The organism is Gammaproteobacteria bacterium, assembly GCA_016765075.1.
GTDB lineage: Bacteria > Pseudomonadota > Gammaproteobacteria.
Map to the genome: position 1 here is coordinate 1 of JAESQP010000034.1, position 14,324 is coordinate 14,324.

Consider the following 14,324-nt stretch of genomic DNA (forward strand, 5'->3'; position numbering starts at 1 on the left):
AGGGTATGAATAAAGGCGCGCTTACCTAAAGAGAGAGGCCTATCGAAGTATAAGCCACCATCGAGGCTGCTGATAGGCAGACTGCGTGTCTGGCTGCTATCGACCCCGACCGCCTGATTGTCAAGTTCGAAACACGTGTGACGCAGACTAAGCTTTGGCTCAAAAAAGCCCCATGATCGACTGTAGCGGCGGCCGAATGTGGGTTGAATATCAAAGCGTGATGCAGTAACGCTGTTCTCGCGATCAAATTGCACCCACTCGCTGCGTAATTGTGAGCTGATGTTGCGGTAGGAAGGTAACGCAGTGCTATAGAGTAATTGTGGCAGTCGTTTATAAGGACGATTGATGCCAGCAATGGTGTCATCGATGGTTTGAAAATCTTGCGCACGTGCCAGTAGCTGACCCCATTTACCGCTGTAGTTCAGGTCGGCTCGGCGTTCGAGATGGGTAATGCTAGTAATGCTGAGGTTGTCGCCAAGGTCTTCAAAGTAGTCTGCATCGGAAGCATTAGCGAATAATAGCGAGCCACGCCACTGGCGTGAAAAGGTCGAGTCGTGCTGCAGGCGAATCAAGCTACGGTCATCGTTAAATAAATTGTCCCCGGGTAGGTATTCGACATCGACAACACCACTATGACGATCACTAAGGTAGCGAAATTCATTTTGCAGCTGTAGGCCGCGCCTCGCAAGATAGCGTGGGGTAATGGTGGCATCGTAGTTGGGTGCGATATTCCAATAGTACGGCAGGATTATCTCGGTGCCGGACTCATCGGAAGAGCCAAAGCTGGGTGCCAGGAACCCTGATTTACGCTTATCGCTGAGTGGAAAGTTAATATAGGGCGTGTAAAACACAGGGATATTTTTGATGCGCAGCACCGCGTGATAGGCGCTGCCGACGCTTTTGGCACGATCTAGTTTTATGCGTGGAGAGGTTAAAGACCAGCTATTGTCATCGAGGTCGCACGTTGTGTAAGCGCCGTTAACGAGACGGCTTACCTCTCGCCCTTGCAAAATTATGGTGTCGGCGCTAGCGCGAGCATGCAGTAGAGGAAAGTGCACATTGGCATTGGTGACTTCACCCTCAAAGGTGACAATATTGACATCGGCGTTGTCACCAAAAAGTGAAAAACCGGGTTCGCGGTAAATGATATTGCCATCCGCTTGCACACGATCAGTCGAACGGGTGTAGCGAGCTTTGTTGGCATTCAGTGTTTGGCTGCCACGTATGATTTCGACATCGCCGATAAACTCCATGACATCTTTATTAAAGGATTCACCTTCATGGGCATTAATTTCTATTGGCGCGAGTTCGTTATACCCCTTGTTGATATTCAGCTCAGGGGCCAGTGTTTCGTCAAAAGCATGGCAAAGGGACGCACTATGCGCGTTAGTGAAGGGCAGCAAAAACAGTAAAATTACTGATATTCGTGGCAGAACAGAATTTATACCGTATTTAAGCGTATGCACGCGCGGTATTGTACCGGTTTGCTGGTGAGAATCATTAAAAATGGCATAGAATGAACCACTCTTCAAATCTATAGCCATAGGAACCTCTGATTAATTCGTGGAACACGGCCTTGGTGACGGAAACCTTCCAGCTCTTTGTTGCGAATCTTGTCAATAGCCCCGCTATTGACTGCGATGCGCGCCGCGATCTGAAAAATTTCAGTCACCAAGGTCGCTGCCCCAGAAATAATCAGAGGCTCCTTGTATAATGTGCCTGTGCGCAAGATTTCTTTCATTTTCACTCTGCTGTTGATTTTAGCGATTGCTACTTTGGCCTTTTATCTTATAAAAACAGCACCCGAGCCAAAGGCAGAGCTAATCCAGACAAAACCGGTCATCGTCACGGTAGTTCAAGTCGAAACACGCGATATTCGGCCAATGCGTATTGTCAGTGGGCGTTTGCAGGCAGCCACTAAGCTAGGCCTACATTTTGAGGTTGGCGGTCGTATTAAGTCGCGCCAGGTGGAGCCTGGCCAGCGTATTAAAGCGGGCGAATTATTGCTGGTGCTGGAAGCAGGTGACTATCGCGATGGAGTGGTTGATGCGCAGGCGCTGCTTGATCAGGAACGTGCCGCTATTGAACGTGATCGTCGCTTACTGTCTATTGCGCAACAAAATACAGACTTGCAAGCGGGGGAAGTGAAGCGACTTGAACGCTTGTCGAGTAACTCACTGGCTGCACAGTCTTTGCTCGATGAGTCACGCAAGCAATTATTACAACTCAGTGCAGAACAAGAAAGTTTAAGTTTTAGCGTGAATAGTGCGCAATCGCGCATTGCTTTGCGTGAGTCGGCATTGCGTCGTGCTAAACGCAACCAAGCGCGCACTCGCTTAACCGCACCTTTTGATAGCATCATCAATCGTGTTGATGCCCATGTGGGTGATTTTGTCACGACCGCGCAGGTTGTTATTGAAGTGCTTGAACAAGGTAAGCTCGATCTTGCGGTAGAGGTCGATGGTAATACCGCCAGTGCGCTGATGTTGCAGCAAAGCGTTACTGTAACGATAAAGGACACGATCAATGATCGTGTTTTAGATGGTGAGATTGTCGCCTTGCAACATGACCCTGATAGCGAAACCTTCACTCATGCAGTACGTATACGTTTGACCGATCAACAGCTATTGCCCGGTACATTGGCTAGCACTACGCTGCCCTTGTTAGCGCAAGAAAATGTTTTGGTGGTGCCAGTTACGGCAGTGTTACATGAAGCAGGCGCAGCGCATGTGTTTAAAGTGGTAGGTAAACACGAAAACACCTTGCACCCCGAGAGCCTGCCCTCGACCCGAGCGGGGGGCACGTTGCAACGTCTGGCAGTGAATGTCGGTATTCGCGACGGTGACAGGCAAGTTATCTCTGGTCAAATAAACGCTGGCGATATTATTGTTAGTCGTGATGTCGCTGCCCTCAGTGATGGCCAAACCATTACTTTGCTACCGTAGTTCAGCTTATGTTTCTTGTCCGCTTTGCCATTGCCAATTCATTAATCACCAATTTATTTCTTTTGCTGGTGATTGTTATTGGCGTGATGTCATGGCAGTCCATGCCGGAAGAGTTATTCCCCGAAATTGAGACTGACAAGGTATCAGTAAGAACACTCTATGAAGGTGCCTCGCCGGAGGAAGTCGAACGTCAAATCACATTGCTTATCGAAGAGGAATTTGATGGCCTTGCCGATATTGATGTGATTCGTTCAACCAGCATTGAAGGCAGCTCGGAAATTATTATTGAGCTTAAGCCCGGCGCCGATGTTGATGAGTTTATGCGTGACAGTCGCGCGGTGCTTGATCGCATTACCGACCTACCTGAAGTTGCCGAAGAGCCAGAGTTGCGGCGGATAAAAGCGCGTTTCCCGGTTATTAGTGTCGCCTTGTTTGGTGATGTCAGTCAGGGTTATTTAATTGATCTCAGTGATCGAGTAAAAAAACGATTATTAACCATTACGGGCGTTTCCAGTGCCAATATCAGTGGTTATCGCGACTGGGAATTATGGGTTATTGTCGATCCGGAAAAGCTCGCCAGTTCGAACGTGCCCTTGTCACGGGTAATTGCCGCACTACGTGATAATTTGCGCGACTTACCCGGCGGCTCAATTGAGGCGCGTGAAGGTGATATCTTGCTTCGTGGCAAAGGCATCAAGCCAGATCCACAAAGCGTGTCGAAACTGGTGATAGGTGTCAATGCCAAGGGTGGCAGCCTTGAGTTAGGTCAGCTAGCAAAAATAGAACGCCGCTTAGAAGAAGTGCGCACGCTCGGTCGTTTTAATGGCCGCCCATCAGTCAATATCACGGTGACAAAAACAGCCGACGGTTCGACCACTGATATTGCCGAGGAAGTGAAGCAGATGGTGGCCGATCTACGCGACGAGTTCCCTGATAATGTTGGTGTCGCTGCATTCAGTGATTTATCTGTGTATATCGAGACACGGTTAAATACCGTTAAATCATCAGGTCTTGTCGGTTTGATACTGGTGTTATTGTCACTCTATTTATTTTTGAATTTTCGCGTCGCATTGATTACGGCATTAGGTATTCCCGTTTCATTCTTGTTTGCTGTCATTCTCATGAATTACTCGGGTCAATCCATCAACATGGTGTCAATGTTTGCATTTTTATTGGCGTTGGGAATGATTGTTGATGACGCCATTATTGTCACCGAGAATATATATCGCCATATGGAGATGGGAAAATCGCCGAAAGATGCAGCGTTAATCGGTACGCGTGAAGTGTTTTGGCCAGTGATGGCGGCGACTACAACCAGCATTGCAGCCTTCTTGCCCATGCTTGCTATTAGCGGAACCATGGGCCAGTTTATTCAAGTTATTCCCATTGTTGTCAGTGCTTGTTTGATTGGTTCATTGCTTGAGGCCTTTGCTGTTTTGCCTTCGCATGCACGGCAGTTTTTGCGTGTTAAAGTGCGGCGCGAAGGCAGTAGTAACGGCTGGCGTACGTTACTTGAGCGTTATGTAAAAATATTGCGCTGGTGTTTATTTAACCGTTATTTTGTTGCCGTAGCGACGGTAGGTGTGTTGATCGTCGTTGGTATTTTTGCAGTCACAAGAATGCCCTACATCATGTTTGGTAAACTCGATACCGGCCAATTTTTTGTTAATGTTGAAGCGCCCAATACCTACAGCCTGGAAGATACGACGGCGCTTGCCAAGCGTGTTGAAAATGCCATTCTGGAAGTGGTTGATGAAGAGCAAGAACTTAACAGTATGCTGACCAATATCGGCGTCAGCTTTGTCGATTTCTCAGTATTTAAATTCGGCAATAACCACGTTCAATACATGATTGATTTACATAAGCGCCAACCCGAAGGCTTTATCGAAACCTGGGTTGGGCCTGTTATTAGCTTCAAATCTGACAATGGCGGCACACGTGTACGTACCACCAGCGAGGTGATTAATGCAATTCGTGCGCGCTTGGAAAATGAACAGGGTATTCGTCGTGTTTCGATTACCAGCCCTCAGGCCGGCCCTGGTGGTGTTGATATCGAGGTGGGTGTTGCCAGTAAAACGGTCAAAGGGTTAAGCACCGTCAGTATCGCCATACGCGATTATCTTCGTCAATTACCAGGGGTTAAGGATGTAAACCAGGACTTTGAGCCAGGAAAATTGGAGTATCAATACAGTTTGAACGAACGTGGGCGTCAATTGGGTTTAACACAATTGCAGTTATCAGAAGCGGTACGCAGTGGCTTTCAGGGTTTGCAAGTTATGGAAGTTACCGTGGATGGTAAGCGTATGCCGGTACGCGTTATTTATCCAGAGGCCGTGCGTACGCAGGCGACAGATCTTGCCCTGCTGCGCGTTGTGTTGCCCAGCGGTAAATCGGTATTTCTTGGCCAGGTTGCTGATATCGAAGTCGGCCGCGGCTTTAATCAGGTAAGTCGGCGCGACCTTAGACGTTTGGCAACCGTTACGGCTGATGTTGATACTGACATCACAACGCCGTTAGAGGTAACACAATTGCTTAATAAAGAATTTGCATCACGTGCTGACTTGCCTGATTTCGAATTGTTTTATCTGGGTGAGAAGCGTGACGCTAATCGCTCGATTGCGGATATGTTGGACGCCCTGATTATTGCCTTAGTGATTATATTTTTTATTCTTGCTGCCTTGTTTAAATCATTGCTCGATCCGTTTGTGGTGATTATTGCCATTCCTTTTGGCTTGATTGGTGTTGTCGTTGGCCATTTTGCTTTAGGGCTACAATTGCAGTTTTTATCCTTGATTGGGTTTTTGGCTTTGGCAGGCATTGTCGTTAATGACTCATTGATTTTAATTGATTTTGCCAAGAAGAGACGCAATGAGGGTATGGATCGTATTGCTGCATTCATTGAGGCCGGCAGGGTGCGTACGCGACCCATTTTATTGACCAGTATTACGACTTTCCTGGGTGTTTCACCGCTGATATTTTTTGCCACAGGCCAGACCAAGATATTATCGCCGATGGCAGTGAGCCTTGGTTTTGGTTTGCTGTTTGCCACTGTATTAATTTTATTGGTGTTACCGTGTTTTTATTTGATTGCTGACGACATGCGTAATGCGGTTTTTCGTCTGTTTGGTCGTCAGCCTCAACACGCCAAACCTGAATAGGTAAGAAAGGAATATTGATAGTGGACATACGGTTTAAACAAATGTCTGATTGGCTGCGCAATGATTTGAAACTAACAGTCTCGCGCATCACTCCGGCTTCTGCTGACGCTAGCTTTCGTCGTTACTTTCGTGTTCGTATTAATAACAAGACCTTTATTGTCATGGATGCGCCGCCAGACAAGGAAGATTGTGCGCCATTTATTCGTATTGCTGAGGCCTTGCACGCAATGGGATTGAACGTTCCACGTATTGAGCAAGCCAATATTACTGATGGGTTTTTATTGTTATCAGACTTGGGCGAAGACAGTTACTTGTCTTTGCTAAGCAAGGATACGGCGAATCAACTGTATCGTGATGCCATTGATGCCTTGATTGCAATGCAAAAAGCGGGGCAAGACAATGCATTGACATTACCTGACTATGATAGCTCATTGCTGATGAGCGAAATGGCGTTATTTCGTGATTGGCTCTTGGTGCGACACCTTGATTTGCAGTTGAGCGACTTCGAGTGTTCAATGTTGACAACAGTATTCGACTTGCTGACTGATAATGCTTTATCACAACCGCAAGTTTGGGTGCATCGTGATTATCATTGCCGCAACTTGATGGTTTGCCATAATAATTCCGGCCTCAACCCGGGCATACTCGACTTTCAGGATGCGGTGCTAGGGCCCATGACTTATGACCTGGTTTCTTTGTTACGAGATTGTTATATCGAATGGCCGCAAGTGCAGCAAGAACAATGGCGAGATTATTATTGTCAGTGTGCCGAAGAGTATGGTTTGTTGGCGGCCGATCAAGGCGGGGGGCAACGCGACCAGTTTATCCGTTGGCTTGATTTGATGGGGGTGCAGCGTCATCTTAAGGCGGCAGGAATTTTTGCACGTCTCTACCAGCGTGATGGCAAGACAGCTTATATGAATGATGTGCTGCGTACGCTATCGTATATCTGTCGCTTATCTGGCACCTATACAGAGCTCGGTGGTTTGATTGATCTCATTGAGAAACGAGTGTTGCCCTTGTTGCCTAGAGACCCGTTAAACAGTTGCTTGTGATGGCACACTGTTCCGTGCTTTTATCCTCTTCTCCTCTACGTGAGAGGGATGAACCGAGCTTTGGGGTTACTTATAACGTAGGCGAATGCCGTGCTGATAGGACATAAAGATTTCATAGGGTTCAATAGCTGGTGGAAAGAAAACCCCACTGATTTTGGCACCGTGAATACTGGCACCGTGCAGATTACTTTGGCTAAAATCGATGCCACGTAAATCAGCCTGACGAAAATAGCTGTTGCTAAAATCAAGATCGCTTGCATCCATACCTTGCAGGTCGACATTACGAAAATCACAGTGAGTGAGATCTGGTGTTTCACCATCTTCTTTGCGTTGGTTAAATGTTGCCATATCGCCTTCGCGTAGTAGGCAATACATTTCATCTTTTTTAATTTCTGGTGTTTGGGCCATACCATTATCCTTATGATCTTTATGGGCTCAATGCTGATGTCGGCATTTTCGGCTCAAAGTTAAGGTTAATGTTAAATAATTGGCACAGGCTTGCAGCCTGTTTGTAAGCCATAGACACTATAGATTTGTTTGGTAGAGCCTAATGTAGGCGTTCGAAGCGAAAATGAGAGTAAGAATTAGTGGTATCGATCATTTGTGTCAGTCTGACATGAAGGATCTTTTCACCCGTATTGATAAAAATACGTGAATCGATGTCATAGACCGCAGCGGGCGTGATAATAGACGTTGGGTTTTCATCAGGATCCAACCTAGGCACGATCAAAGAACGATAATATTCGCTGCCTTCGCCAACGCCGACTAAACCACGACTGGCGACAGGTAAGGCGTCTCCAGCGATACGCTTAATACCCACGTAAACCGTGCCATCATTGATAATGCGAAGCCAAGTGATGCTGCCAATTTCCCAAGCGTCTTCGGCGCCGGGGACGGGTGTGCGAAAGCCAACTGCATCGCCCACCCGAACAGAGATTCCATTTTCTGTAGCGCAGGATAAATCGATACCGCCTGTGCTTTCGCTACCTTGTTTGCCTAGGGAAATGGTGTATTCAGGGGTGGATGTTTGTGATTTGTTTTTGTCAATATAATGCTCGGCTTTGGCGCGAGTGGCGTAAACTTTCTTCCATATATCTCGCTGGTCAGTTTCGGTGTCAAAGCTGGATGTACGTGACGGATGGGCGTTGGCATCGATTTTATTTGGCGAGGAGCTGTCATTCCATGGTTGATTTGCAGAAGGTATCAATATCATTGCGTCATTCTGATCATCGAGTGATTCGTCTTTAAGTAAGCTTGACTCTATTTCTTCTGGGCGAAAAACATCACCATTACTTATTAGCTGGTGGCAGTGGCGTAGCCCAAATACCACTTCAGCGTTGACATCGCTGGCTATGCGTGGTGATAGGCGCTCGCAGCGTGCGCCTAAAACGCGTGTCACGCGACGATACATGCTTTGCTCAATACGCTTGGAAATAGTGGCCTTGTTCATGCTTTGTTGCGAAATAATGCCCTCTAAATGATCAAGCAAGCGACTAACATTGATGACGCGTGCTACCCGTGGTGGCTGCGGGCTTGCGGCTTGTGAAGAATATCTTGGTGGTGCTGCTGCGGCGAGATCAACGACAAATTTTCCAGTTTTCCCAAGTTGGTATGAACCGCTTATTAATCGCACATAACTGGCCCAGCTGGCAAGATGTGTATAGAGCCTGGCAGCTTCACCTTGCATTAGGTGGTAGGGGTTGCTTAGTGCAAGCAATAAAATACGCTGATAACTTTCTAAAATGGTCGAGGGCTCATGTTTATCGGCAATATTAATAGGCTGCGATATCAGCTTTTTGAATTCGGCTAGCGTAAACAGTTGATTAAGCTCGCCCCATACCACAGTGGGTTGTTCGGTATAGGTCAAATAATAATCAAGCACGATTAGGCCAAGATAGTGTATAGCCTGATATAAGGTATTTTCTGTTAGGTGCACATGCACCCCAAGAGCCTGCCCCCGCAAAAGCGTGGGGGTACGTTGTCTTGGGAGTATTTCGTCTGATTGTAATTGTTCTACCGCTATAACTTTAAAGCCATCGGCCATAGTGGTGAGTAGTTTGCGCTGTGCTGCGGCCGACTGCGCAGTCTTAGGGAGCAGCGGTAGGCGTGTATTTAAATACGATTTTTTGGCAATGCTTGTCAGCTCACGAACGAATGGGTGCAAATGCATTAACAGCTGATAACGAATTTCGACTTTGATCGGCACGCGGTTCATGCGCCCGAGCATAGTATGAAGCTCAACAATAGAGTCGCGTTGGTTGGCCAGTGATAGATTGTCACACCACTTTTTTAAGGCTTTCAGTGTGTCAGGTACCGACCCCATATACTCTGGGTTTTGTTTCGGTATGCGCAATCGAATCGCGGCCAAAGCGGAGCCCTCCTATGCTATCCATCTTTAAATTTTAAATAATTGGCTCGAAATAAGTCCAACTGATCGATGAGGTATTATATAGTGGTTTGCCATATTATCGACACTTGGATTGCAGTGATTAGACTACATTTACCGCGTGCCATGATTTTTGTGCTGGCCCCCGTACTGATATCAGTGTTCATATTGCCGTCATTACGGGCCGCAGACGGCCCACCATCGGCGCCAGTGGTAGTGGCCGTGGCCAAACAACAAGCCATTGCGCCAAGCAGTTGGTTTTTTGGCAGTGTCTATAGCCGTAGTCAGGCCAATATCGCTTCAGAAATAACAGGTAGACTGCTTGAAGTGGCTGAAGTAGGCAAGCAGGTAAAGCAAGGTGATGTGCTAGCGCGTATTGATGCCAGCGCCATCAAGCTGCAATACGATGAGTTGCGCGCGCAAATTACTAGCGAACAGGCACGCTTGACGTTTTTTAGCAGCGAGGTTGAACGCTTACAACAGCTTGCAAAAACCAATCACGCAGCACGTACCCAGTTAGAACAAACGCAGTCTGACCGTGATGCCACGCAAGGCGCTTTGGCTGCGGCACGTTCGCGCTTTGCTCAGGCTAAAGACCGTGTTGAGCGCAGTGCCATCAAAGCCCCTTTTGATGGCACTGTTGCGCAACGTTTATTACAGCCTGGCGAATGGGCAGACAGTGGCGCTGCCATTGTTGAGTTGATTGATATTAATAGTTTGGAAGTACGTGTACGCATACCGTTGTCCTCAATGAGGTATATCCAGGCTGATACGTCATTACGTGTTAAGTCGGCAAATGATCAAGTTTTAGCGACATTGCGCTCGCTGGTGCCGGTGGGTGATATTGCTTCTCGTCTGGCTGATCTACGGCTAAATTTCCAGCACCCGGCCTGGCGGCCGGGGCAGTCGGTACGGGTCTCCATACCAACGGGTGCGGCCAAACAATCTTTAGTGGTGCCACGTGATGCGCTGGTGTTGCGTGCCAACGCTAGCCGTGTTTATCGGATTAACGATGACGAGTTAGCCGAACCGGTCGATGTTATTTTGGGTGACGCCGATGGTAAATGGATCGAGGTTAATGGTGATTTAGCGGCAGGTGATCGTGTTGTCATTCGCGGTGGTGAACGTTTGCGCCCGGGTCAGAAAGTTACCATTCAAACGGCAGGTCAAACCATCGGGCAATCCGCCGGGCAAACGGCCACGCAATAATGCATCTGTTACGACTTGCGCTGGCTAATCCTGTCACCGTTACGGTGGCCGTGTTATTAGCGTTTCTGTTTGGCGCGATCAGTTTAGCGCGTTTGCCGGTGCAGTTAACGCCTGAAGTCGAGCGTCCCGAGATCAGTGTCACCACTAACTGGCGTTCTGCTGCACCACAGGAAATCGAATCCGAAATCATTGAGCCGCAAGAAGACGCGCTACGTGGTGTGCCTGGTGCGACACAGATGTTAGCGCAGGCACGTAATGGCTCGGGCGTGATTACCTTAACTTTTGAAACCGGTACCAAGCTTGATCGCGCCTTACTCGAAGTCATTAATCGTCTGAATCGTGTACCTAGCTATCCCATCGACGCCGATGAACCGATTATTTCAACAGGCGGTGGCGATGGCCGCGCCATTGCCTGGTTTATTATCAAACCCAGCAACGGCAATAGCAATGATATTGCCAGTTATCACGATTATCTCGAAGAAGTGGTGCAAAGTCGCTTTGAGCGAGTGCCGGGTGTTGCCTTATCACAGGTACGTGGTGGCCGTGAGCGCGAGGTGCGTATTACTTTTGACCCCTATCGTGCCGCAGCACTTGATGTGCAATTGCCCGAAGTGCTTGGGTTGGTTGGTGCTGATGATGTGTCGGCGGGTAACGCTGATGTGGGTCGGCGTAGTTACACCTTACGTTTTGATGGTGCCTATCAGCTTGATGATCTCGAAAACCTGATTATCCATTGGCGCGAAGGTAGCCCAGTATTGTTGCGCGATGTTGCTGATGTCGAGCTTAAATTAGTCGACCGTGTCGGTTTTGTTATTCAAAACGGTCAACCGGCGATGGCGGTAAACGCCTATCGAGAGACCGGCGTTAATGTTATTAGCGTTATGAATGGCCTCAAGCAGGCAATGACCGAGTTATCCGAAGGCCCACTTAAACGCGCCAATTTGTCTATTGAACAAGTCTATGACGAAACCGTTTATATTGATCGATCGCTGGCCTTGGTGGGCAGTAATTTAGGTTTAGGTGTGTTGCTGGCCATTGGCGTGTTGTGGTGGTTTTTGCGACGTTTGCGCGCAACACTTATTGTTGCTTTAGCCATTCCTGCCTCTATTTTTGCTACCTTTATTGTTCTTGATTTGACGGGTCGTACGGTCAATGTCATTTCGCTAGCAGGGGTTGCATTTGCCGCCGGCATGGTGCTTGATGCGGCGATAGTCGTGCTCGAGAATATTGTTCGCCTGCGTGAGCAAGGGATGGATCCATTAAAGGCATCTAAGCGTGGCACCTTGCAAGTGTGGGGAGCCTTGCTGGCATCGACAACCACCACCGTAGCCATCTTTTTGCCTGTGGTGTTTCTAGAACAAGAGGCGGGGCAATTGTTTGCTGATTTAGCCTTAACCATTGCCGTTGCGGTTATTTTTTCTTTGATTATTGCCCTGCTGGTATTGCCCACTGCGGCCATGAATTGGCTACGCACTAGTGAGATGAAGGACCCGCATCATCACTGGTGGAATGCCATAGCCAACCTCGTCATGCGCTTAACCAATGGGCCACTACGGCGTGCCTTGTGGATTATTATTTTATTAACTGTGCCATTCTATATAGTGGTCGAACTTAAACCTGATGCTGACTACTTGCCGACCGGTAATCGTAATCTGGTATTAATGTTTATTAACCCTCCGCCCGGTCAAAGCATTAATGTTGCTGAACATGAAATGGGCAACGCAATTATCGACACATTGGCGCCACATATTGCTGGCACAATGCAGCCATACATGAAAGATTATTTCTTTGTGGTGACAGCGAACGGTGCCTTTTTAGGTGGCCGTACGATTGAACCAGAACGGACCAGAGACCTGTTGCCAGTGCTCAACGGTGTGGTGAGCACCTTGCCCGATACGATTGGCGTTGCCTTGCAAGCGTCTTTATTTGCCGGCACAGGCACTGATCACAGTATTGATGTCAATATACAGGGCCGTGATTTAGAAGCAATCCTGGCGGCAGCACGTGAGTCATTTAGTTTGATTCCACAAATTATTCCAGGTTCGCGTATTCGGCCTTTCCCCGGTTTAGCCTTAGATAATCCCGAGTTACGTTTATTACCGCGCGAGGAGCGTATTCGTGAGGCAGGATGGAGTCGCGAAACCATGGGTTCGATAGTGCGCGCCTTGGGCGATGGTTTATTGGTTGCAGATTATTTTGATGGTGAAGAAACCTTGGATGTCGTGCTACGTGCAACGCCGTGGGATGTGCCTGAGGAATTAATGAGCACGCCACTAGCAACACCCAATGCAGGGGTGTTGCCATTGAGTGAAATGGTCGAGATGCAACGTACCGCAGGCCCCAATGAATTGCGTCGGCTGGATCGTCGGCGCACCGTTACCTTACAAGTAAGGCCACCAGAGGATGTCTCACTGGAAGTAGCCTTAAATAAATTAAAGCAAGAATATGAACCGGCTATATTTGAGCAACTGCCACCCGATGCCAGTATTAGCTACAGCGGCAGCGCCAACAAGCTGGAGTCTGCGCTAGAAGCGATGTTAGGTGCTTTTAGTCTAGCCATAGTGATTCTTTATTTGTTGATGAGCGCATTATTCCGTTCATTTAAAGACAGTTTGCTAGTCTTGTTGGTCATTCCATTAGCAACAGTCGGTGGTGTCAGCGCGCTCGCCGTAATGAATCTTTATATGCATCAATCAATGGATTTATTAACCATGATTGGTTTTGTTATCTTACTGGGCTTAGTAATAAATAACGCGATTTTGCTGGTGTATCAAACCCGTGCTGCTGAGCGTGAAGGTATGTCACGTCGTGATGCCGTTAATAATGCGGTACATATTCGTTTAAGACCCATACTCATGACGACCCTCACCAGCATTTTTGGTATGTTGCCATTATTGTTAATACCAGGCGCAGGTAGTGAACTCTATCGTGGTTTAGCAGGCGTGATTGTTGGTGGCATGATGGTGAGTACGGTATTTACTTTAGTGCTGTTGCCGAGCCTGCTACGTATTGGTGAGAAACGTCATCCCGGTGACCAGCACTCTTCTGGGGGCAAGGCACATTTGGTAGCTACATAGCGCATCATAATAAAACAGGGCTTGGTAGTGTGAGTCACGATGAGCTTCGCTGTAAAAATATTTTTTGTCGATTTATGTTCATATTAATTAAAGAGGTAATTTACTGATGGGCAAGATAATGTGTGTATTGTTAGTGTTTCTTGTATCGCCATTTGTGATGGCTAATAATAATGGCCTCGTCACAGTAAAAAGTCAGCACGATGTTGAGTTAACCGCGAATCGTCTCGAGCGAATCCTACTTGATAAAGGCATGACAATATTTGCCCGAGTGAAACACGCTGAAGCGGCGTGGGAACTGGGTAAAAAATTGCGTCCGACTGAATTGATCATTTTTGGTAATCCAAAAATTGGCACATTGTTGATGCAATGTCAGCAAACAGCAGCCATTGATTTGCCGCAAAAAGCATTGGTCTGGGCGGATGCGGCGGGGACAGTATGGCTTAGCTATAACAACCCCGATTATATCGAGTCGCGTCATAATATTCAGGGATGCG

The 14,324-nt window shown here is 47.7% G+C and carries 10 protein-coding genes; 6 read left to right on the forward strand and 4 right to left on the reverse strand.

From position 1 onward, the window contains the following. Both JKY90_01970 and JKY90_01975 read right to left on the reverse strand, forming a co-directional pair. The coding region (locus tag JKY90_01970; GenBank protein MBL4851037.1) for an LPS-assembly protein LptD at nt 1–1,544 on the reverse strand (1,544 nt) is incomplete at its 3' end. Then, nucleotides 1,535–1,741, reverse strand: coding sequence for a hypothetical protein (locus tag JKY90_01975; GenBank protein MBL4851038.1), 207 nt, complete (start codon nt 1,739–1,741; stop codon nt 1,535–1,537). The genes JKY90_01970 and JKY90_01975, both read right to left, overlap by 10 nt. A gap of 34 nt (nt 1,742–1,775) precedes the next feature. Between JKY90_01975 and JKY90_01980 the strand changes: the two genes are divergently transcribed. The 3 genes from JKY90_01980 to JKY90_01990 are packed head-to-tail and all read left to right on the forward strand — an operon-like array spanning nt 1,776 to nt 7,158. Then, the gene (locus JKY90_01980) at nt 1,776–2,945 is read left to right on the forward strand and encodes an efflux RND transporter periplasmic adaptor subunit (GenBank protein MBL4851039.1); all 1,170 of its coding nucleotides are present in this window, start codon (nt 1,776–1,778) and stop codon (nt 2,943–2,945) included. An 8-nt stretch (nt 2,946–2,953) separates the two neighbouring features. After that, nucleotides 2,954–6,103, forward strand: a complete 3,150-nt coding sequence (locus JKY90_01985; protein ID MBL4851040.1) for an efflux RND transporter permease subunit — start codon at nt 2,954–2,956, stop codon at nt 6,101–6,103. 11 nt (nt 6,104–6,114) lie between these two features. Beyond that, nucleotides 6,115–7,158, forward strand: coding sequence for a phosphotransferase (locus JKY90_01990; protein ID MBL4851041.1), 1,044 nt, complete (start codon nt 6,115–6,117; stop codon nt 7,156–7,158). A 66-nt stretch (nt 7,159–7,224) separates the two neighbouring features. On the opposite strand, the gene JKY90_01995 is transcribed toward JKY90_01990, so the two are convergent. After that, a complete protein-coding gene (locus JKY90_01995) occupies nt 7,225–7,533 on the reverse strand; it encodes a pentapeptide repeat-containing protein (GenBank protein MBL4851042.1) in 309 nt (102 codons plus the stop codon). Nucleotides 7,534–7,705: 172 nt separating this feature from the next. After that, nucleotides 7,706–9,526: a hypothetical protein gene (locus JKY90_02000; GenBank protein MBL4851043.1), complete on the reverse strand. Its 1,821-nt coding sequence runs from the start codon at nt 9,524–9,526 to the stop codon at nt 7,706–7,708. A 117-nt stretch (nt 9,527–9,643) separates the two neighbouring features. Here JKY90_02000 and JKY90_02005 point away from each other — a divergent pair, with 117 nt between their 5' ends. The 3 genes from JKY90_02005 to JKY90_02015 all read left to right on the forward strand — a co-directional run. Continuing rightward, complete coding sequence (locus tag JKY90_02005) at nt 9,644–10,753, forward strand: efflux RND transporter periplasmic adaptor subunit (GenBank protein ID MBL4851044.1); 1,110 nt, start codon at nt 9,644–9,646, stop codon at nt 10,751–10,753. Then, nucleotides 10,753–13,830, forward strand: a complete 3,078-nt coding sequence (locus tag JKY90_02010) for an efflux RND transporter permease subunit (protein MBL4851045.1) — start codon at nt 10,753–10,755, stop codon at nt 13,828–13,830. Before JKY90_02005 ends, JKY90_02010 begins: the two co-directional genes overlap by 1 nt. Before the next feature lie 106 nt (nt 13,831–13,936). After that, nucleotides 13,937–14,324, forward strand: a 388-nt coding sequence (locus JKY90_02015; protein ID MBL4851046.1) for a DUF302 domain-containing protein, incomplete at its 3' end; no start/stop codon positions are given.